13 protein-coding genes are annotated in these 20,801 nt (G+C 62.7%); 1 reads left to right on the forward strand and 12 read right to left on the reverse strand.

Annotation, left to right across the window (positions count from 1 at the left end):
* Positions 1-24: 24 nt before the first annotated feature.
* Genes rplW through rpsJ form a run of 4 tightly spaced genes read right to left on the reverse strand, consistent with a single transcriptional unit; the run spans position 25 to position 1,925 of the window.
* Positions 25-330, reverse strand: a complete 306-nt coding sequence (rplW, locus tag ACPFL9_RS15025) for a 50S ribosomal protein L23 (protein WP_021472408.1) — start codon at positions 328-330, stop codon at positions 25-27.
* The gene (rplD, locus tag ACPFL9_RS15030; RefSeq protein WP_426003640.1) at positions 327-944 is read right to left on the reverse strand and encodes a 50S ribosomal protein L4; all 618 of its coding nucleotides are present in this window, start codon (positions 942-944) and stop codon (positions 327-329) included. Before rplD ends, rplW begins: the two co-directional genes overlap by 4 nt.
* A 4-nt stretch (positions 945-948) precedes the next feature.
* Entirely contained in the window at positions 949-1,599 is a 651-nt protein-coding gene (rplC, locus tag ACPFL9_RS15035) for a 50S ribosomal protein L3 (protein ID WP_426003641.1), read from the reverse strand.
* Between the two features lie 17 nt (positions 1,600-1,616).
* Positions 1,617-1,925 (reverse strand): 30S ribosomal protein S10, encoded by a 309-nt coding sequence (rpsJ, locus tag ACPFL9_RS15040; protein ID WP_003803825.1) that lies wholly within the window; start codon positions 1,923-1,925, stop codon positions 1,617-1,619.
* A 383-nt stretch (positions 1,926-2,308) separates the two neighbouring features.
* On the opposite strand from rpsJ, the gene ACPFL9_RS15045 reads away from it, so the two are divergent.
* Complete coding sequence (locus tag ACPFL9_RS15045; protein WP_426003643.1) at positions 2,309-3,742, forward strand: GH1 family beta-glucosidase; 1,434 nt, start codon at positions 2,309-2,311, stop codon at positions 3,740-3,742.
* Between the two features lie 24 nt (positions 3,743-3,766).
* Here ACPFL9_RS15045 and ACPFL9_RS15050 read toward each other — a convergent pair whose 3' ends face one another.
* The 8 genes from ACPFL9_RS15050 to rpoB form a co-directional block, all read right to left on the reverse strand.
* The gene (locus ACPFL9_RS15050; protein ID WP_426003644.1) at positions 3,767-3,892 is read right to left on the reverse strand and encodes a hypothetical protein; all 126 of its coding nucleotides are present in this window, start codon (positions 3,890-3,892) and stop codon (positions 3,767-3,769) included.
* 24 nt (positions 3,893-3,916) lie between these two features.
* Positions 3,917-8,158 (reverse strand): hypothetical protein, encoded by a 4,242-nt coding sequence (locus ACPFL9_RS15055; RefSeq protein WP_426003646.1) that lies wholly within the window; start codon positions 8,156-8,158, stop codon positions 3,917-3,919.
* Positions 8,159-8,314: 156 nt separating this feature from the next.
* Positions 8,315-9,505: an elongation factor Tu gene (gene tuf, locus ACPFL9_RS15060; protein ID WP_021472401.1), complete on the reverse strand. Its 1,191-nt coding sequence runs from the start codon at positions 9,503-9,505 to the stop codon at positions 8,315-8,317.
* A 231-nt stretch (positions 9,506-9,736) separates the two neighbouring features.
* Positions 9,737-11,851, reverse strand: coding sequence for an elongation factor G (fusA, locus tag ACPFL9_RS15065; protein WP_166183604.1), 2,115 nt, complete (start codon positions 11,849-11,851; stop codon positions 9,737-9,739).
* A gap of 69 nt (positions 11,852-11,920) precedes the next feature.
* Positions 11,921-12,391: a 30S ribosomal protein S7 gene (rpsG, locus tag ACPFL9_RS15070; protein WP_021472399.1), complete on the reverse strand. Its 471-nt coding sequence runs from the start codon at positions 12,389-12,391 to the stop codon at positions 11,921-11,923.
* A gap of 1 nt (position 12,392) precedes the next feature.
* Positions 12,393-12,767, reverse strand: a complete 375-nt coding sequence (gene rpsL / locus ACPFL9_RS15075) for a 30S ribosomal protein S12 (RefSeq protein WP_009358312.1) — start codon at positions 12,765-12,767, stop codon at positions 12,393-12,395.
* A 424-nt stretch (positions 12,768-13,191) separates the two neighbouring features.
* On the reverse strand, positions 13,192-17,091 hold the full coding sequence (locus tag ACPFL9_RS15080) for a DNA-directed RNA polymerase subunit beta' (RefSeq protein WP_426003649.1): 3,900 nt from the start codon (positions 17,089-17,091) through the stop codon (positions 13,192-13,194).
* Between the two features lie 104 nt (positions 17,092-17,195).
* Positions 17,196-20,702: a DNA-directed RNA polymerase subunit beta gene (gene rpoB, locus ACPFL9_RS15085; RefSeq protein WP_426003651.1), complete on the reverse strand. Its 3,507-nt coding sequence runs from the start codon at positions 20,700-20,702 to the stop codon at positions 17,196-17,198.
* Positions 20,703-20,801 lie beyond the last annotated feature (99 nt).

The following is a 20,801-nucleotide window of genomic DNA, read 5'->3' on the forward strand; positions in this document are numbered from 1 at the left end:
ATTTCCTCGTTAAAGTGGTCTCCGCTACGCGAGCGGACCGCCGAAGATGTCGATAGTGCCTTCTTTGAGGGTGACAATCGCACGCTTGGTGCTCTTGCGCTGTCCCCAGCCGAATTTGGTGCGCTTGCGCTTACCGGCACGGTTGATGGTGTTGATCGATTCGACCTTGACGGAGAAGATCTTCTCCACGGCCAGCTTGATCTCGGTCTTGTTCGAGCGAGGATCCACCAGGAAGGTGTACTTGCCTTCGTCGATCAGACCGTAGCTCTTTTCCGAAACGACGGGTGCAAGCACGACGTCGCGCGGATCCTTGATGGTGGTTACGCTCACTTGGAGGCCTCCTCGTTCTTTGCCTTGTCAGCGACGAACGCATCGAAAGCAGCCTTGGTGAAGACCACGTCGTCGGAGATCAGCACGTCGTAGGTGTTCAGCTGGTCTGCGTACAGAACGTGAACATCTGCGAGGTTGCGCACGGACAGTGCAGCAACGTCGTTGGCGCGCTCGATAACAACGAGCAGGTTCTTGCGCTCGGAAACTGCGCGCAGCGACGCCAGGGCTTCCTTGGAGGACGGCTTGGTGCCGGCAACCAGGGACTCGAGGACGTGGATGCGGCCGTTGCGGGCGCGGTCAGACAGGGCGCCGCGGAGTGCAGCAGCCTTCATCTTCTTGGGGGTGCGCTGCGTGTAGTCGCGCGGGGTCGGACCGTGGACAATGCCACCGCCGGTCATGTGCGGTGCACGGATGGAGCCCTGGCGGGCGCGGCCCGTGCCCTTCTGCTTGAACGGCTTGCGGCCGGCACCGGAAACTTCGGCGCGGGTCTTGGTCTTGTGGGTACCCTGGCGGGCAGCAGCGAGCTGGGCGACGACGACCTGGTGCAGCAGCGGCACGTTGGTCTGGACGTCGAAGATCTCTGCAGGCAGGTCTACCTTGACAGTGCTAGTCATTGAACTAGGCTCCCTTCACGGCGGAACGTACGAGTACGACCTGGCCGCGGGCACCGGGGACGGCACCCTTGATAAGGAGCAGCGACTTCTCAACGTCAACAGCGTGAACCGTGAGGTTCAGCGTGGTGTGACGAACGGCGCCCATGCGGCCGGCCATTTTCAGACCCTTGAAGACGCGGCTCGGGGTGGATGCGCCACCGATGGAGCCAGGCTTACGGTGGTTCTTGTGGGCACCGTGGGAGGCGCCAACGCCGGAGAAGCCGTGACGCTTCATAACACCGGCAAAGCCCTTACCCTTGGTGGTGCCAACGACGTCGATCTTCTGGCCGGCTTCGAAGATCTCAACAGAGAGCTCCTGGCCCAGCTCGTAGGATGCGGCGTCTGCGGTACGCAGTTCGACCACGTGGCGGCGAGGAGTTACACCGGCCTTCTCAAAGTGACCAGCCAGCGGCTTGGTGACCTTGCGGGGGTCGATCTGGCCGTAGCCGATCTGGACGGCGACGTAGCCATCAGACTCCGCATTGCGGAGCTGGGTGATGACGTTGGAGTCAGCCTGGACGACAGTTACCGGGATGAGCTTGTTGTTCTCGTCCCAGACCTGGGTCATGCCGAGCTTCGTGCCCAACAGGCCCTTTACGTTACGGGTTGCGGTCATAGTCTCTCAGCACCTCCCTAGAGCTTGATTTCGATGTTCACGTCAGCCGGCAGGTCGAGACGCATGAGCGAGTCAACAGCCTTCGGCGTGGGGTCGATGATGTCGATCAGACGCTTGTGAGTACGCATTTCGAAGTGCTCACGGCTGTCCTTGTACTTGTGCGGAGAGCGGATAACGCAGTAAACGTTCTTCTCCGTGGGCAGCGGCACCGGGCCGACTACCGTTGCGCCTGCGCGCGTGACCGTCTCAACGATCTTCCGCGCTGAAACATCAATGACCTCGTGGTCATATGACTTCAGCCGGATGCGGATTTTTTGTCCCGCCATGTCGCCTGACTCTCTTTCAGCTAGTGCTGCTCTAGTTAGGGCTGCTCTGTTTACTTACCTGTTGTGTGGCCGCCGAAGCGTTTGAGGTAATACCACCACTCGCCGCACAAGCTGAATCCGGAATACTCCGGGTTCCTCAACCTGCCGGCGCACCGACCCCCGCGGTCGGGCGTGTCGCGATTTTCACGCAAACTCGACCGCAATCCATGGGGTTCAGGGTTATGTTTGGGCTTCAGCCTGGACCCTGGCACCCGGCATTATCCGGATCGGGACGCGAAGAAGCGCTTGAACAACTCATCCAGTATGCCGGAATTATCAAGCAAAGGCCAATCGGGGCTGCCGGAGCCATTGCCAGCCCCGCCACCGGCTGTGGATGATGGAGCATGACAGTCCAGGATACGGGTTCGGTGGAAGATCTGGCCGCCCGGCTCCGCCCGGGATTCACCCTTGGCGTCGCTTCGGCCGCGTTTCAGATCGAAGGTGCACTGACGGCCGACGGACGGGGCCCTTCGGGTTGGGACGCGTTCGCGGAAAAGCCCGGAACAATCATCGACGGCGGATCCCCCGCCATTGCGTGCGACCACTACAACAGGGCCGATGAGGACATTGCCCTGATGCAGGAACTAGGTGTCGACTCCTACCGCTTCTCATTATCCTGGCCCCGGATCCAACCGGACGGGCAAGGCGCCGTCAATCAACGCGGGCTGGACTTCTACGACCGCCTGCTGGATAAACTCCTTGCCGCCGGCATCTCCCCCATGGTGACTCTCTACCACTGGGATACTCCCTTGCCGCTGGAACATGCGGGCGGGTGGATGAACCGGGATACAGCTGAGCGACTTGCCGCCTACGCCGCCGTGGCAGCGGAGCATTTCGGCGACCGGGTGGATTCCTGGGTCACGGTCAACGAGCCGGTCTCCGTCACCCTGCAGGGCTACGCGCTGGGTGCCCATGCCCCCGGGCTCCGGTTGCTCTTCGACTGCCTTCCCGCCGCCCACCACCAACTCCTGGGGCACGGCCTGGCAGTGCAGGCCCTCAGGGCTGCCGGGGTCAAGGGCCGGATCGGACTGTCCAATATGCACTCCCCCGTCCGACCGGCCGGCAACCGGCTTTCGGACCGCCTCATGGCCGAAGCCCTGGACCTGATCCTGAACCGGATCTATGCCGATGCGGTACTCCTTGGGCAATACCCCAAACCGTCGCTTCCGCTGTGGCCCTGGTTCCGATCACTGGGCCCGGTGCTGGACGGCGACCTGGAAACAATCAGCCAGCCCTTGGACTTCTACGGCTTGAACTATTACTACCCCATCAAGGTTGCTTCCGGCCGCGGTCCCGCGGAGATTCCCACCGGCCAGGCCGAGGAGATGGTCAACGTCCCCTTCCATCTGGCGGCTTATCAGGAATATGAGACCACAGGATTCGGCTGGCCGGAGGCACCGGAACAGCTGGCGATACTGCTGCAGGAAATGACCGAGCGTTACGGCGATGCCTTGCCTCCCGTGTACATCACGGAGGGCGGCGCAAGCTTCCCGGAGCCTTCGCATGTGGACGGACCGGTGCAGGACACCGATCGGATCAGCTACCTGGCAGAGCACCTTGGCCATGCATTGACGGCAACGGGGCCGGGCGGTCCCGCCGAGGGCATGGATCTTCGGGGATATTACGTATGGACGCTCATGGACAACTTTGAGTGGGCCGCCGGGTACTCCCAACGGTTCGGGCTTGTCCATGTTGACTTCGAAACCCTGGAGCGCACGCCCAAGGAGTCTTATTACTGGTATAGATCCTTGGGACGCGCACGCCGGCACCAGCCCTAGCCCGGCCGGGTTAAAACAGGCGTTCTACCTGTTCTTGTTGGCTCGATTGATCCGTTTTGCGCGGTCGATCTCGTTGCGGAAATACTTCCGGCCCCACAGCACGGCTGCGCCAATTCCGGCAATGACTGCCAAGACGATCAGGAATTCCATGATGCTCCTCTCCTGTCAGCAACCTTAGCGGATGCGGTCGGGGCGCGACTCCACGTGATAGCCCGGGGACTCCTGGGCCCCGTCCGGCGCAGCGGGTGGCTTCCGGTTCAACCGCCACACAGCTACAACGATCAGGGCCAGCGCAACCAGTGCCAGCATGGCGAACGCGTAGGACCGCAAGGCCCACATGATGCTGAGAGCCACCCCTGCGGCACCCCACCACACAAACATCCGTTCGGCCAGCAGAAGGCCCGCCACCAGCAGGAGCACATGGGCCGCGAGGACATACACCTGTTGTGACGGCGTGCCACCCAGGACAGTTCCCAAAGAGGTCAGTGCCAAAACGCCCGCCGTCACACCCAAACGCCAGCGCGCTTCGTGCCGCTGGCCCTTGAAATAGCGCAGTCCTGCCAGAACAGCTCCGGCCACCACATACCATTGCGCGGCCCAGAACCACTCCGGGGAACCAACTCCCACAAAGAGGACCGCCCGTTGCACGGCGGCGAGCGAGACCAATCCCGCGACCTCTCCAGCAAGCCACCTGCCGTGTGGCACTTCGATGACCACGATGACCCCCGCAACCATAACGAGGCCAGCGGCCGTGAGGGCAGTGGGATCGCTCGCAAGCCCAATGGCGGCAGAAGCTGCCAATGCGCCCACCGCAGTACCGGCAAGCCCATTCCGGCGCCAGGGTTGATCCGTGATGCCTGCTCCTCCGAACCAGCGAACCGGATACAGGAGTGCGGCAAGGCCAACACCGCCCACGAGCCAAGGCATGAAAACAGCCCAGGCTCCATTCCCGGGACCCAGCAAACCTTCGGCTGCAGGTACTGCACCCACCAGCGCCGACGGCGCTGCCGCAGCATAAAGCGACGGCATATCCAAAAGGTGGGATGCAACGAACAGCACGAGGGCCAGCACCAAAACCGCCAGACCGGTCAATGAGTAGGACACATCAAGGGTCAGGAGTCCGCCCAGGAGCGTGAACAAGAGAGCGGCAACCAACCACAACCACCGTTCTGCCGGGACCACCGAACGCGAGGCGGTCCGCTTGCGGCGTTGCAGAAGGACCTGGGCCCCCGCAACGGCCACTGCCAGTCCCAGGAAGACCAGAGGCCCTTGGTATCGGTCAAGGATGGGTTCGGACAGCCACGTATTTGCCGGGAAGGCCACAGCAGGACCGGCGGCCACAACCAGGGCTGCTACGGAGGCCACGCCGAAGTACATGGCACCGCCCAACTCCTGGACACGCCGCATGATCGCTGCTGAAGCCGGGACCAGTGCCAACTCGAGGAGGACCACCCAACGGCCACCGGCGTCGTGATTCCCTATCGCAAGGTACGCCAGCGGCACGGCAAGCTGGGCAGCCAGGACAGCCCACGCAGCCCCACGCTGGTAAGGGAGGTCCCGAAGGCGGCCACGGAAGAGCAGGACCAAAGTCGGTTGCAGCACCAGTACGGTTGCCAAAGCAAGGGAAGCCGCTGCCGGAGAATCCGTCAGATCCGCGGCCAGGACGGTGACCAAAGCAGCGGTCAGGACGCGCGCAGCAACAAGGTACGCCCCCTGTACCCTCCCGGGCTGCACAGCAAACACCATGACGATGCCGTAGAGGGAGAACACGCCCAGCAGGGCCTCGACATCCCCGACGTCGCCGGACCTGAGCAGCAGGAGAAGTGCCAGGGCAGCGGGTGCCATGACCCACGTGGCGGGCACCCTCCGCAGAAAGAATCCCGTAGTCACCGCAGCCGCGGCTGTTACCAGGGCCGCAACCCCCGGCTGCCAGCTGTGTCGGAACAGGGGTGCGCTCCAAACACCGGCTGCCGTGAGGAACGATGCCGCCGCACCCATGACCAGCAGGAGCAATCCGGCGTCGAGACGGGCGGCGTCCGGTGACCGGCGGCGGGTGGCTGGAAGGAGTGGCAGAAGGAGCTGGCCCGCCGCAAGCAGCACCAGCACCAAGGCCGCCGAAGGAATTTCGCCCGCGATCCGGGGGCTCCATCCATGCCGGACGGCATCAGCGTACGCCGACACCGCGAGGACAGTGGCTGCCCCTCGGGCAAACCACCAGTAGTTCCGGCGTCGGCTGGAGTCGGGGAGGCGAAGCGCCAACAGGACCAGGTATCCGGTCAACGCCAGGAGGACGGCGTTGCCCAGCGTGAGCGAGACCGTCACGAAGCCAATGACACCACCCACTGCCGCCGTGACAGGTCCGAGCAACTCCGCAATGGTTGGCCGAGGGGGTGAAGGCCTGCTTCCAGCTGGCTCCTCCCCGGAAATCCGAGGCCGCAGAACGAGGCACAACCCGGCCAGCAATCCCGCTGCTACCACGGTGGAAACGCCCGCAACCACCAAGGGCTTCCCGGCAGCCCCGTCCAGCCAGGAAAGAACCGGCAACCCGACCAGTGCGGCACCACCGAAGGAGGCAGCAGAGGCCTGCGGCCCGGCCAACCTGACCCCGCGGTGTTCCAGGACGGCACCCACCACCTGCTGCGCTGCGGAGGCGAGCACCGCGGCCAGGACGACGTATGCACTCCTGTCGGGAGAACCGTCCAGGGCACCCGCGACGACGGCGGGAACCGAGAAGGTCAAGGCCACCCGCGCCGCAAGGACCAAGGGCTTCCGGTACGGTGCCGATATGGCGGCGCGGGCAAACCAGTAAACGGCAGCCGACCCTGCAAAGGCCGCCACGGACCAGGCATCCAGCACGGGGACAAAGGGCACGATGACTGCGAGGACACCGCCGGGAGCAAACTCTGCACCGTGGCCCAGCTTCCAACCACAGGCCATGGCAGTCACCATGCAGACGACGAAGGGAAGATAGGTGGGGATACCGGAACCTTGAAGGGCAAGAACCACCGCAAGGACGGCAGCGATGACGCTCTGCAGGCCCAGGCAGGAGACGGCGTCGTTCCACCAAGACCCCGGGATGATCCGGCGCCCAGCCAAGCTGACACCTACGGCCTGTCCACCCAGCGCGATGACGGCCGCCAGCATGACATAGGTGGCGTCCTCCGAGAGATCCCACACCAGGCCGAGAAGCGCCAAGGTCAAGGCGATACGCGCAGCATGGAAATGCTGGATGCGGTATCGAACGCCTGGGACGGCCACCATCACGGCGAAGTAGGCCCCGCACATTGCCATCACCAGCGGGTACTCCCCCTTGCCCAGCAAATGCGGCATGCACGTTACGGCAACCGCGGCAAGCGGCACCACGAAAGGGTGCAACTGTGCCAACGGCTGCAGGAAGAGCGGAGGTATCCAGCGAGGCTGAACCAGTGCCACGACCGTGGAGATGATGGCGACACCAATGAGTGCGGTGAAGTACCACACGAGTGCCCCGCCCAGGATCGAGACACCCGACCAGGCGGTGGAAACCATGAAGGTGAGCGACAGGAAAGCCAGCACCTTGCTGTCCAACCGGAGCGCGGCATAGACATACGCTCCCGTACCAACCAAAGAGGTGATCAGCCAGGCAGCCGGGCCATGATGGAAGGCAAAGTTGTACATGGCGAGCCCCAGGATGGGCACCAACGCAAGGCCCGTGCCCACGAAGGCCACTGCCGCGGGTTTCAGTCTGGGAACCCGGCGGTGGATGACCAGACCGGCTCCGTAGAAGAGGGCTGTGATGCCGCAAATGCCGGCAAAGCGAAGCGGCACAGGGAGGCTGGTGCCGACGAACAACGCGCCTGCGGCAACCAGCAGCAGGCTGGCAACATACAGGGTGACATTGATGTTTTGCTGGTCGCGTCGCGCCTTGCGGGCGGCAGCCTCCTCCGGTGTTTCCTGCACGGGCGTGAACGGAGCGGGATGGGGTGGCACGGGTCGGGCTGGCGCGGGGCTCACAACAGCCGGCGTGGACGGAGCAAGCTTCGGGGCAGGCGCGAGGCCGTGGGCCGGCTGCGGCACAGGCGTCGCCGGAGGCGGCAATTGCCCGGCAGGAGCTGCCGCGGTCGGCATGGGGAGAGGTGACTGTGGAGCCGGCAGCGGCAACCCACCGCTGCCAGGAAGCGGCAATGCCGGAAGGTCGGCTGGAGCGGCTGACTGGACCTGGTGCACTCCCCCTGCCTGGTGGCGGCCTGCGGCCGTCACTGCATCACGCCAGCCCGCGAGGTGTCCAGCCAGGTATCCCGCCTGATACGCGGATTCCTGCTCCACTTTCGTTGCCGGGGCGCTCCGCAGCTTGGCCGTGCGGCCCACATGGGACCCCCAGGCGAACCCAATGGAGCCCACTACGGCAACCAGCATCAGAACCAGCAGTGCAGTCATGGCAGACCCTTTCAAAGCACCGGACACAACAAGGAACCGGCGTTTATCCAATCGATAGATAAATCATAACAAAGAAGAACCCCACCGGCGATGCGGTGGGGTTCTTCTGTGGGTAACTTCCGGCTGACCGGAACCTGCCCGATCTACAAGCAGAAACTACTTGATGATCTTGGTAACACGTCCCGAACCAACGGTGCGGCCACCTTCACGGATAGCGAAGCCGAGGCCCTCTTCCATTGCGATCGGCTGGATGAGCTCAACGGTCATCTCAGTGTTGTCGCCGGGCATAACCATTTCCGTGCCTTCGGGCAGGGTGATAACGCCGGTAACGTCCGTCGTACGGAAGTAGAACTGCGGGCGGTAGTTCGAGTAGAACGGGTTGTGACGTCCGCCTTCGTCCTTGGAAAGGATGTAGACGTTGGCCTCGAAGTCGGTGTGCGGGGTGATGGAACCCGGCTTGACGACAACCTGGCCACGCTCGACATCGTCGCGCTTGAGGCCACGGAGCAGGAGGCCACAGTTCTCGCCGGCCCATGCTTCGTCGAGCTGCTTGTGGAACATCTCGATACCGGTAACCGTGGTCTTCTGGATCGGGCGGATGCCGACGATCTCGACCTCGGAGTTGATGGCGAGGGTACCACGCTCGGCGCGGCCCGTAACAACGGTGCCACGGCCGGTGATGGTGAAGACGTCTTCGATCGGCATCAGGAACGGCTTGTCGCGGTCACGAACGGGGTCCGGAACAGACTCGTCGACAGCTGCCATCAGGTCCTGGACGGACTTGACCCAAACCGGGTCGCCTTCCAGTGCCTTCAGACCGGAAACGCGAACGACGGGAGCGTCGTCACCGTCGAAGCCCTGCGAGCTCAGGAGCTCACGAACTTCCATTTCAACGAGGTCGAGGAGTTCCTCGTCCTCAACCATGTCGGACTTGTTCAGTGCGACCAGCAGGTAGGGAACACCAACCTGGCGGGCGAGCAGAACGTGCTCACGGGTCTGGGCCATCGGACCATCGGTAGCGGCAACCACGAGGATTGCGCCGTCCATCTGGGCAGCACCGGTGATCATGTTCTTGATGTAGTCAGCGTGACCGGGGGCGTCAACGTGTGCGTAGTGACGCTTCTCGGTCTGGTACTCCACGTGGGAGATGTTGATGGTAATACCGCGCTGGCGCTCTTCCGGAGCAGAGTCGATGGACGCGAAGTCGCGCTGCTCGTTGAGATCCGGGTACTGGTCGTACAGCACCTTGGAAATGGCGGCAGTCAGCGTCGTCTTACCGTGGTCAACGTGACCAATGGTGCCGATGTTGACGTGCGGCTTAGTCCGCTCGAACTTTGCCTTTGCCACAGGTTCCTCCTAGAACGATTTCAAGTGACGTGCTCCTCGGCCGCGCTTTTCGCGGCAGAAACTCTAGCAAGTCTACTTGGGGGCTTGGTTTTGGTGAAATTGCAGATTCAGGAACCAATGGTAGTTCCTAGAGCCTGTTCGCGCAGGGGGCCGGGCCGCGGTTTCCACCGCGGCCCCGCCTACTGCACTGTGATGCCTTCCCGGAACCGGAACTGCATCCGATCCGGGTGATTACTCGCCGCGGGTCTTCTGGATGATCTCGTCGGCAACAGCCTTCGGGACCTCCGCGTAGCTGTCGAACGTCATCGAGTACACAGCGCGACCCTGGGTCTTGGACCGCAGGTCACCGATGTAGCCGAACATTTCGGACAGCGGCACGTTCGCACGGACCACCTTCACGCCGGCAGCATCTTCCATGGACTGGATCATGCCACGGCGGGAGTTGAGGTCACCGATCACGTCACCCATGTATTCCTCAGGGGTACGGACCTCGACGGCCATCAGGGGTTCGAGCAGGACAGGGTTCGCCTTGCGGGCGCCTTCCTTGAACACCTGGGAACCGGCGATCTTGAACGCCATTTCGGAGGAGTCGACATCGTGGTAGGCACCGTCGAGCAGGATCGCCTTGACGCCCACCATCGGGTAACCGGCCAGGATACCGAACTGCATGGCGTCCTGGATACCAGCGTCAACGGAGGGGATGTATTCACGCGGAATACGGCCACCGGTGACCTTGTTCTCGAACTCGTAGAACGTGCCGTCCGTGGTTTCCAGCGGCTCGAAGGAGACCTGGACCTTTGCGAACTGGCCCGAGCCACCGGTCTGCTTCTTGTGGGTGAAGTCGACCTTCTCCACAGCGCGCTTGATGGTTTCGCGGTAGGCAACCTGCGGCTTGCCGACGTTTGCCTCGACCTTGAATTCACGGCGCATACGGTCAACGAGGATGTCCAGGTGAAGTTCACCCATACCTGCGATAACGGTCTGGCCGGTCTCTTCGTTGAGGGACACCTGGAAGGTGGGGTCCTCGGCGGAGAGCTTCTGGATAGCCGTGGAGAGCTTCTCCTGGTCACCCTTGGTGTTCGGCTCGATCGCAACCGAGATCACGGGCTCCGGGAAGCTCATGGACTCGAGGACGATCTGGTTGGCGGGATCGCACAGGGTGTCACCGGTGGTGGTGTCCTTCAGGCCGATCGCAGCGTAGATGTGGCCGGCGGTAGCGCCCTCGACAGGCATTTCCTTGTTGGCGTGCATCTGGAAGAGCTTGCCGATGCGCTCCTTCTTGCCCTTGGTGGAGTTGACCACCTGCGCACCGGAATCAACGTGACCGGAGTACACGCGGATGAAGGTGAGCTGGCCGAAGAAGGGGTGTGCGGCGATCTTGAACGCAAGAGCGGAGAACGGCTCGTCAGCGGAGGGCTTACGGGTCAGTTCCTTCTCTTCGTCGCGGGGATCGTGGCCGATCATCGCGGGAACGTCCAGCGGGTTCGGCAGGAAGTCCACAACAGCGTCAAGCATCGGCTGGACACCGCGGTTCTTGAAGGCAGAACCACAGAAGACCGGGTAGAGCTCGGAGTTGATGGTCATCTTGCGGATGCCGGCCTTGAGCTCTTCGAGGGTGAGTTCTTCACCTTCGAGGTACTTCTCCATGAGTTCCTCGGATGCCTCGGCAACAGTCTCAACGAGCTGTGCGCGGTATTCCTCGGCCTTTTCCTTGAGGTCGGCAGGAATTTCCTGGACCTCGTAGGAAGCACCCATGGTGACGTCGCCCTTGGCGTCGCCAGGCCAAACCAGCGCGCGCATTTCAAGGAGGTCGACGACGCCGACGAAGTCGTTCTCGGCACCGATCGGCAGCTGCATGACCAGCGGCTTGGCGCCGAGGCGGGAGATGATGGTGTCCACGGTGAAGTAGAAGTCAGCGCCCAGCTTGTCCATCTTGTTGACGAAGCAGATACGCGGGACGTTGTACTTGTCAGCCTGGCGCCAAACAGTCTCGGACTGCGGCTCCACGCCTTCCTTGCCGTCGAACACAGCAACTGCACCGTCGAGGACGCGCAGGGAGCGCTCAACCTCAACCGTGAAGTCCACGTGGCCCGGGGTGTCGATGATGTTGATCTGGTTCTTGTTCCAGAAGCAGGTCACGGCCGCGGACGTGATGGTGATGCCGCGTTCCTTTTCCTGTTCCATCCAGTCGGTCGTCGAAGCACCGTCGTGTGTCTCGCCGATCTTGTGGTTCACGCCTGTGTAGAACAGAATGCGCTCGGTAGTAGTGGTCTTGCCGGCATCGATGTGGGCCATGATGCCGATGTTGCGGACCTTGTTAAGGTCGGTAAGCACGTCCTGTGCCACGGGGTCTCCCTTTCGGATGGGCTACACGTTCGCCGCCGGCTCATTGAGCCGGCGGCGTCCGGGAAGTTTTTACCAGCGGTAGTGTGCGAAGGCCTTGTTGGACTCGGCCATCTTGTGGGTGTCTTCGCGACGCTTCACAGCGGCACCGAGACCGTTCGATGCATCCAGGATTTCGTTCTGGAGACGCTCGGTCATCGTCTTTTCACGGCGGGCCTTGGAGTAGCCCACGAGCCAACGCAGTGCGAGGGCGGTGGAGCGACCCGGCTTGACCTCAACCGGAACCTGGTAGGTGGCGCCACCAACACGGCGGGAACGCACCTCGAGGGAAGGCTTGACGTTGTCCATGGCCTTCTTCAGGGCTGCGACGGGGTCGCCGCCCGTCTTGGCACGGGCACCTTCAAGGGCACCGTAAACGATGCGCTCTGCGGTGGACTTCTTGCCGTCGATCAGGACCTTGTTGATCAGCTGCGTGACCAACGGGGAGCCGTAGACGGGATCTGAAACGAGCGGCCGCTTGGGGGCCGGACCCTTGCGAGGCATATTACTTCTTCTCCATCTTTGCGCCGTAGCGGCTGCGGGCCTGCTTGCGGTTCTTGACACCCTGGGTGTCGAGGGCACCGCGGACGATCTTGTAGCGGACACCCGGGAGGTCCTTCACACGACCACCACGGACAAGCACGATGGAGTGCTCCTGCAGGTTGTGGCCAACACCGGGGATGTAGGCGGTAACTTCAACGCCACCGTTAAGGCGCACACGTGCAACCTTACGAAGAGCCGAGTTCGGCTTCTTCGGAGTGGTGGTGTAAACGCGGGTGCAAACACCGCGGCGCATCGGGCTGCCCTTCAGCGCGGGAGCCTTGGTCTTGGAGACCTTCGGCGTGCGGCCCTTGCGGACCAGCTGGTTAATCGTAGGCACTTTCGTGTTCTCCGTTGTTTGATCTCTGCCCCCACACACAGGCGCCAGCCGGTGCTCAGTGGGAACTTTGGCGTTGCTCATGCAGCCAGCGAATCTACCGGTAGGCGTGCAAAAGTGCGGCATTCGTTGCGCAAGTTGCCCGCAACCCGGAAACAGGCTCCACACCCAACACCATGAGAACAAAACCAAAATGATGTTGCGGCGGCCTTCATCCACTGCCACACAGAACAATTACGAATAGTCTAGCACGGCTTGATCTGCCGCCTTAATCGGGTGTATGGAGGCCCGACGGCGGCAGCCAGGTACCGCCGTCGGGCCTCCACTCCCCCGGGTCACCGGCCGCAACGGCACGCTTAACGGACCGGGCCCCGCACTCCGAAGAGTGCGGGACCCGGCCTTCAATCATTGGCTACTGCCGCCGATGTCAGCGGAAGTCGTTGCCGAGATCGTAGTCATCCAGCGGGATGGCGTGGAACTCGGGAGCACCGTCGCCGCCCAGGGCGTCATAGGAGAAGTCGGTGAAAGCGCTGGGGCCCGTGAACAGGCTTGCCTTTGCTTCCTCCGTCGGCTCCACCGTGACCTGGGTGTAGCGGGGCAGGCCCGTACCGGCCGGGATGAGCTTACCGATGATGACGTTCTCCTTGAGGCCGAGCAACGGATCGCTCTTGCCTTCCATGGCCGCCTGCGTCAGGACGCGGGTGGTCTCCTGGAACGATGCTGCGGACAGCCAGGACTCGGTCGCCAAGGAGGCCTTGGTGATACCCATGAGTTCCGGACGGCCGGAAGCCGGTGCCTTGCCCTCGGACACAACGCGGCGGTTCTCGTCCTCGAAGCGGGCGCGCTCTGCCAGCTCACCGGGGAGCAGCTCGGAGTCGCCGGACTCGATGACGGTCACTCGGCGCAGCATCTGGCGGACGATGACCTCGACGTGCTTGTCGTGGATACCAATACCCTGGCTGCGGTAAACGCCCTGCACTTCGTCCACGAGGAACTTCTGTGCCGCACGCGGACCCATGATGCGCAGAACCTGCTTCGGGTCCACCGGACCGTTGATCAGCTTCTGGCCGACACTGACGTGCTCGCCGTCCTCGATGAGGAGGCGGGAACGGCGCAGTACCGGGTAGGCAATCTCTTCGGAGCCATCGTCCGGAGTGATCACCAGGCGCATCTGGCGCTCGGACTCTTCGATGGTGATACGGCCGGCTGCTTCCGCAATCGGGGCCACACCCTTCGGAGTACGGGCTTCGAACAGTTCCTGGATACGGGGCAGACCCTGGGTGATGTCATCGCCACCACCGGCGGAAACAGCACCACCGGTGTGGAACGTACGCATGGTCAGCTGGGTACCGGGCTCACCGATGGACTGTGCGGCAATGATGCCCACGGCCTCGCCGATGTCCACGGTCTTGCCGGTGGCCAGCGAACGGCCGTAGCAGAGTGCACAGGTACCAACCTTGGACTCACAGGTGAGTACGGAGCGGACCTTGACCTCGGTGATGCCTGCCGCCAGCAGCTGGCCGATCACGACGTCGCCGCAGTCGGTGCCGGCCGGAGCCAGGACGTTGCCCTGGGCATCCACGACGTCGACAGCCAGCGTACGTGCGTAGGCGCTGTTCTCGACGTTCTCGTCCAGGACGAGCTCACCGTTGGAATCCGGCACGGCGATCGGGGTGACCAGACCGCGCTCGGTGCCACAGTCCTCTTCACGGACGATGACGTCCTGCGAAACGTCCACCAGACGACGGGTCAGGTAACCCGAGTTGGCGGTACGCAGGGCGGTGTCGGCCAGACCCTTACGGGCACCGTGCGTGGCGATGAAGTATTCCAGCACCGACAGGCCCTCACGGTAGGAGGACTTGATCGGACGCGGGATGATCTCACCCTTCGGGTTGGCCACAAGACCACGGATACCCGCAATCTGGCGGACCTGCATCCAGTTACCACGGGCACCGGAGGACACCATGCGGTTAATGGTGTTCATCGGGGACAGGCTGTCACGCATTGCCTGGGCGATCTCGTTGGTTGCCTTGTTCCAGATCTCGATCAGTTCCTGGCGACGCTCGTCGTCGTCGATCAGGCCCTTGTCGTACTGGCCCTGGATCTTGGCAGCCATGTTCTCGTAACCGGCGAGGATGCCCGGCTTGGTGTCCGGAACCTCGATGTCGGAGATTGCCACAGTGACACCCGAACGGGTTGCCCAGTAGAAACCGGCATCCTTCAGGTTGTCCAGCGTTGCAGCCGTGACGACCTTCGGGTAACGCTCGGCGAGGTCGTTGACGATCCGGGACAGCTCACCCTTGTCCGCAACAGCCTCAACCCACGGGTAGTCCTCGGGCAGGGTCTGGTTGAAGATGACCTGGCCCAGGGAGGTTTCAACGAGCGCCGGCTGGCCGGGCTCCCAACCTTCCGGAGCTTCCCAACCTGCGTAAGGAACGAAGTTCTCCAAGCGGATCTTCACCTGGGAGTTCAGGTGCAGTTCGCGGGCGTCGTAGGCCATGATGGCTTCCGACACAGAGGAGAACACGCGGCCTTCGCCGGCGGAGCCGACGCGCTTGGTGGTCAGGTGGTACAGGCCGATGATCATATCCTGCGAAGGCAGGGTCACCGGACGGCCATCGGAGGGCTTCAGGATGTTGTTCGAGGACAGCATCAGGATGCGGGCTTCGGCCTGGGCTTCGGGGCTCAGCGGCAGGTGGACTGCCATCTGGTCGCCGTCGAAGTCAGCGTTGAAGGCGCCACATACCAGCGGGTGAAGCTGGATTGCCTTGCCTTCAACAAGCTGCGGTTCGAAGGCCTGGATGCCGAGGCGGTGCAGGGTAGGTGCACGGTTGAGCAGCACCGGGTGTTCGGTGATGATCTCTTCGAGCACATCCCAGACCTGCGGGCGGTAGCGCTCGACCATGCGCTTTGCCGACTTGATGTTCTGCGCGTGGTTGAGGTCAACCAGGCGCTTCATCACGAACGGCTTGAAGAGCTCCAGTGCCATCTGCTTGGGCAGGCCACACTGGTGCAGCTTCAGCTGCGGGCCGACAACAATCACCGAACGGCCGGAGTAGTCGACGCGTTTGCCGAGCAGGTTCTGGCGGAAACGGCCCTGCTTGCCCTTGAGCATGTCGCTCAGGGACTTCAGCGGACGGTTGCCCGGACCGGTGACCGGACGGCCACGGCGGCCGTTGTCGAAGAGGCTGTCAACAGCTTCCTGAAGCATGCGCTTCTCGTTGTTGACGATGATCTCCGGAGCACCAAGGTCAAGCAGGCGCTTGAGTCGGTTGTTGCGGTTGATCACACGGCGGTAGAGGTCGTTGAGGTCGGAGGTCGCGAAGCGGCCACCGTCCAGCTGGACCATCGGGCGCAGTTCCGGCGGGATCACCGGGACGGCGTCGAGAACCATGCCGAGCGGGCTGTTGTTGGTGGTCAGGAACGCGTTGACGACCTTGAGGCGCTTGAGGGCACGGGTCTTGCGCTGGCCCTTGCCGTTCTGGATGACGTCGCGCAGTGCCTCGGCTTCAGCCTGCATGTCGAAGGTCTCAAGGCGCTTCTTGATGGCCTCGGCACCCATGGAACCTTCGAAGTACATGCCGTAGCGGTCACGCAGTTCGCGGTACAGGCCTTCGTCACCTTCGAGGTCTGCGACCTTGAGGTTCTTGAAGCGGTCCCAGACCTGCTCCAGGCGCTCGATGTCGGCGTCGGCACGCTTGCGGACGTTCGCCATCTGGCGGTCGGCGGAGTCGCGGGCCTTCTTCTTGTCGGCACCCTTGGCACCTTCGCCTTCAAGACGGGCAAGCTCGTCTTCAAGGTCGCGGGCGATCTGGGCGATGTCGCTGTCGCGGTTGTCCACGAGCTGCTTCTTCTCGAGATCGTGCTCGACCTGGAGGTTGGGCAGCTCAGCGTGGCGGTTTTCCTCGTCAACGCTGGTGATCATGTAGGCAGCGAAGTAGATGACCTTTTCGAGGTCCTTCGGTGCCAGGTCCAGGAGGTAGCCAAGGCGCGACGGAACACCCTTGAAGTACCAGATGTGGGTAACGGGAGCGGCGAGCTCGATGTGGCCCATGCGCTCACGGCGTACCTTGGCGCGGGTGACTTCGACGCCACAGCGCTCACAGATGATGCCCTTGAAGCGGACGCGCTTGTACTTGCCGCAGTAGCATTCCCAGTCACGGGAAGGTCCGAAGATCTTCTCGCAGAAAAGACCGTCCTTCTCGGGCTTGAGAGTGCGGTAGTTGATGGTTTCCGGCTTCTTGACCTCACCGTATGACCAGCCACGGATGTCTTCCGCGGTGGCGAGGCCGATCTGCATGAGGCCGAAGGAGGATTCGCTGGACATGTGGTCCCTGTTCTCTCTTGTTCTCTAAATTCTGAAGTCTTGGTTACGGAAAGAGGGAGCTGCTCCGGCGGGCAGCGTTCAACTGCGGCCCGCCGGAACGGCTGCTAGACCTCTTCTACGGAACTGGGCTCTGCGCGGGACAGATCGATTCCCAGTTCTTCCGCAGCCGTGAAGACTGCGTCATCAGAGTCACGCATCTCGATGGTGGTTCCGTCAGTGGAAAGAACTTCCACGTTCAGGCACAGCGACTGCATTTCCTTGATCAAGACCTTGAAGGACTCCGGAACGCCAGGTTCGGGGATGTTCTCGCCCTTGACGATTGCTTCGTAGACCTTCACACGACCATGGATGTCATCGGACTTGATCGTGAGCAGTTCCTGAAGGGTGTAGGCGGCGCCGTAAGCTTCGAGCGCCCACACTTCCATTTCACCGAAGCGCTGGCCACCGAACTGTGCCTTACCACCCAGCGGCTGCTGCGTGATCATGGAGTACGGACCGGTGGAGCGTGCGTGGATCTTGTCGTCCACCAGGTGGTGGAGCTTCAGGATGTACATGTAACCGACGGAGATCGGGTCCGGGAACGGCTCGCCGGAGCGGCCGTCGAACAGACGGGTCTTGCCGGAGGAGTCGATCAGGCGGTCACCGTCGCGGGTCACGTTGGTGGAGTCAAGCAGGCCCGTGATTTCTTCTTCGCGGGCGCCGTCGAACACCGGGGTGGCAACGGTGGTCTGGCCGGTTTCACGAGGCAGGTTCGGGAGGTTCTTGACCCACTCCGGCTCGCCTTCGATCTTCCAGCCGGTCTTGGCAACCCAGCCGAGGTGGGTTTCCAGGACCTGGCCAACGTTCATACGACCCGGAACACCAAGCGGGTTCAGGACGATGTCCACCGGGGTGCCGTCTGCAAGGAAGGGCATGTCCTCGACCGGAAGGATCTTGGAGATAACACCCTTGTTGCCGTGGCGGCCGGCGAGCTTGTCGCCGTCGGTGATCTTGCGCTTGGCTGCCACGTAGACGCGGACCAGCTGGTTCACGCCCGGGGGCAGTTCGTCGTCGTTGTCGCGGTCGAAGACGCGCACGCCGATGACCGTGCCCGACTCGCCGTGGGGCACCTTCAGGGAGGTGTCGCGGACTTCGCGGGACTTCTCACCGAAGATGGCGCGGAGCAGGCGCTCCTCCGGGGTCAGTTCGGTTTCACCCTTCGGGGTGACCTTTCCGACCAGGATGTCGCCGGCTTCAACCTCGGCACCGATGTGGATGATGCCACGCTCGTCCAGTCCTGCGAGGACTTCCTCGGACACGTTCGGGATGTCACGGGTGATTTCCTCGGCACCAAGCTTGGTGTCGCGGGCGTCGATCTCGTGCTCCTCGATGTGGATGGAGGAAAGGACGTCCTCGGCGACGATGCGCTGGGACAGGATGATGGCGTCCTCGAAGTTGTGGCCTTCCCAGGACATGAATGCCACGAGGAGGTTCTTGCCGAGGGCGAGCTCACCCTGGTCCGTTGCCGGGCCGTCGGCGATGATGCCGCCAACTTCCAGGCGCTGGCCTTCGTTCACCAGGACGCGGTGGTTGTAGCAGTTGCCCTGGTTGGAGCGGGCGAACTTGTTGATGCGGTAGTTGGTCTCGGTGCCGTCGTCATTGAGCATGACAACCAGCTCGGCGGAAACCTCGGTAACCACACCGGCCTTCTTGGCGATGACAACGTCACCGGCGTCGACTGCTGCAGCGCGCTCCATGCCGGTACCCACGAACGGGGCCTCGGAACGGACCAGCGGCACAGCCTGGCGCTGCATGTTGGCACCCATGAGTGCACGGTTGGCGTCGTCGTGCTCGAGGAACGGGATCAGGGCCGTTGCCACGGACACCATCTGGCGCGGGGAAACGTCCATGTACTGGACGTCCTCGGCGGGAACCAGGACGGGCTCGCCTCCACCACCACGGGCACGGACAAGGACAGTCTCTTCGGAGAAGCGCTTGTCGGAGTCCAGCGGCGCGTTGGCCTGGGCAATCAGGACCTCGGCCTCGTCATCAGCGGTGAGGTACTCGACGTCGTCGGAAACAACACCGTTGGACACCTTGCGGTACGGGGTCTCGATGAAGCCGAAGGGGTTGATGCGGCCGTAGGAAGCCAGCGAACCAATCAGACCGATGTTCGGGCCTTCAGGGGTTTCGATCGGGCACATACGTCCGTAGTGGGACGGGTGGACGTCTCGAACTTCCATGCCGGCGCGGTCGCGGGACAGACCACCCGGGCCAAGGGCCGAAAGACGGCGCTTGTGGGTAAGACCCGAGAGCGGGTTGTTCTGGTCCATGAACTGCGACAGCTGGGAGGTTCCGAAGAACTCCTTGATGGCAGCGACAACCGGGCGGATGTTGATCAGGGTTTGCGGCGTGATGGCCTCGACGTCCTGCGTGGTCATGCGTTCGCGGACCACACGCTCCATGCGGGAAAGACCCGTACGGACCTGGTTCTCGATCAGCTCGCCGACAGCGCGGATACGGCGGTTGCCGAAGTGGTCGATATCGTCGATCTCGACGCGGAGCTCGTGGTCTTCGCCATCGCGCTTGCCCATGATGGTCTTCTCGCCGGCGTGCAGCGCGACGAGGAACTTGATCATGGCAACGATGTCTTCAACGTGCAGGACCGAGGCTTCCTTGTCGCCAAGGGAGCGGTCGATGCCCAGCTTGCGGTTGATCTTGTAGCGGCCAACCTTGGCCAGATCGTAGCGCTTGGGGTTGAAGTACAGGTTGTCCAGCAGGGACTGGGCAGCCTCGACTGTGGGTGGCTCGCCCGGACGCAGCTTGCGGTAGATGTCCAGAAGCGCGTCTTCGCGGGTTTCGGTGGCGTCCTTCTCCAGCGTTGCGCGCATGGAGTCGTACTGGCCGAACTCTTCCAGGATCTGGCCTTCGGTCCAGCCGAGTGCCTTCAGCAGCACGGTGACGGACTGCTTGCGCTTGCGGTCGAGGCGAACGCCGACCTGGTCGCGCTTGTCGATCTCGAGCTCGAACCAGGCGCCACGGGACGGGATGATCTTCGCGGTGAAGATGTCCTTGTCACTGGTCTTGTCCGCAGCGCGCTCGAAGTAGGCGCCCGGCGAACGGACCAGCTGGGAGACGACGACACGCTCGGTGCCGTTAACGACGAACGTTCCCTTTTCAGTCATGAGGGGGAAGTCGCCCATGAACACGGTCTGCTGCTTGATTTCGCCCGTGTTGTTGTTCATGAACTCGGCCTTGACGTACAAGGGAGCCGAGTAGGTGGCGTCACGGTCTTTGCATTCGGCCATGGTGTACTTCGGATCAGCGAACTCCGGCTCGGAGAAGCTCAGGGACATGGTGCCCTGGAAGTCCTCGATCGGGGAGATCTCTTCGAAGATGTCGGCAAGTCCGGAGGTGGTGGCGACGCTGAGGTCACCCTCCTCCACGGCCTTCGCTACGCGTGCCTGCCAGCGTTCGTTTCCGACCAGCCAGTCAAAGCTGTCCGTCTGCAGGGCGAGAAGATTCGGAACATCCAGGGGTTCGTGAATCTTTGCGAATGAGAGGCGGCGGGTGGCACCATCGGTGCTTGCCGTATTAGCGGTTTCGTTATTAGAGGTGCTCGAGGCGACCAAGAGGGATCCTTCCACAGACCTTCAGGCGTTTTCAGATCTCCCCCGTTTGCATCCCGCGGAGTTATCCGCGGCATACTTATCCGGTTCCGCTATATGACC

Origin of the sequence: Paenarthrobacter sp. NyZ202 (genome assembly GCF_049860755.1) — a bacterium.
Taxonomy (GTDB): Bacteria; Actinomycetota; Actinomycetes; order Actinomycetales; family Micrococcaceae; genus Arthrobacter.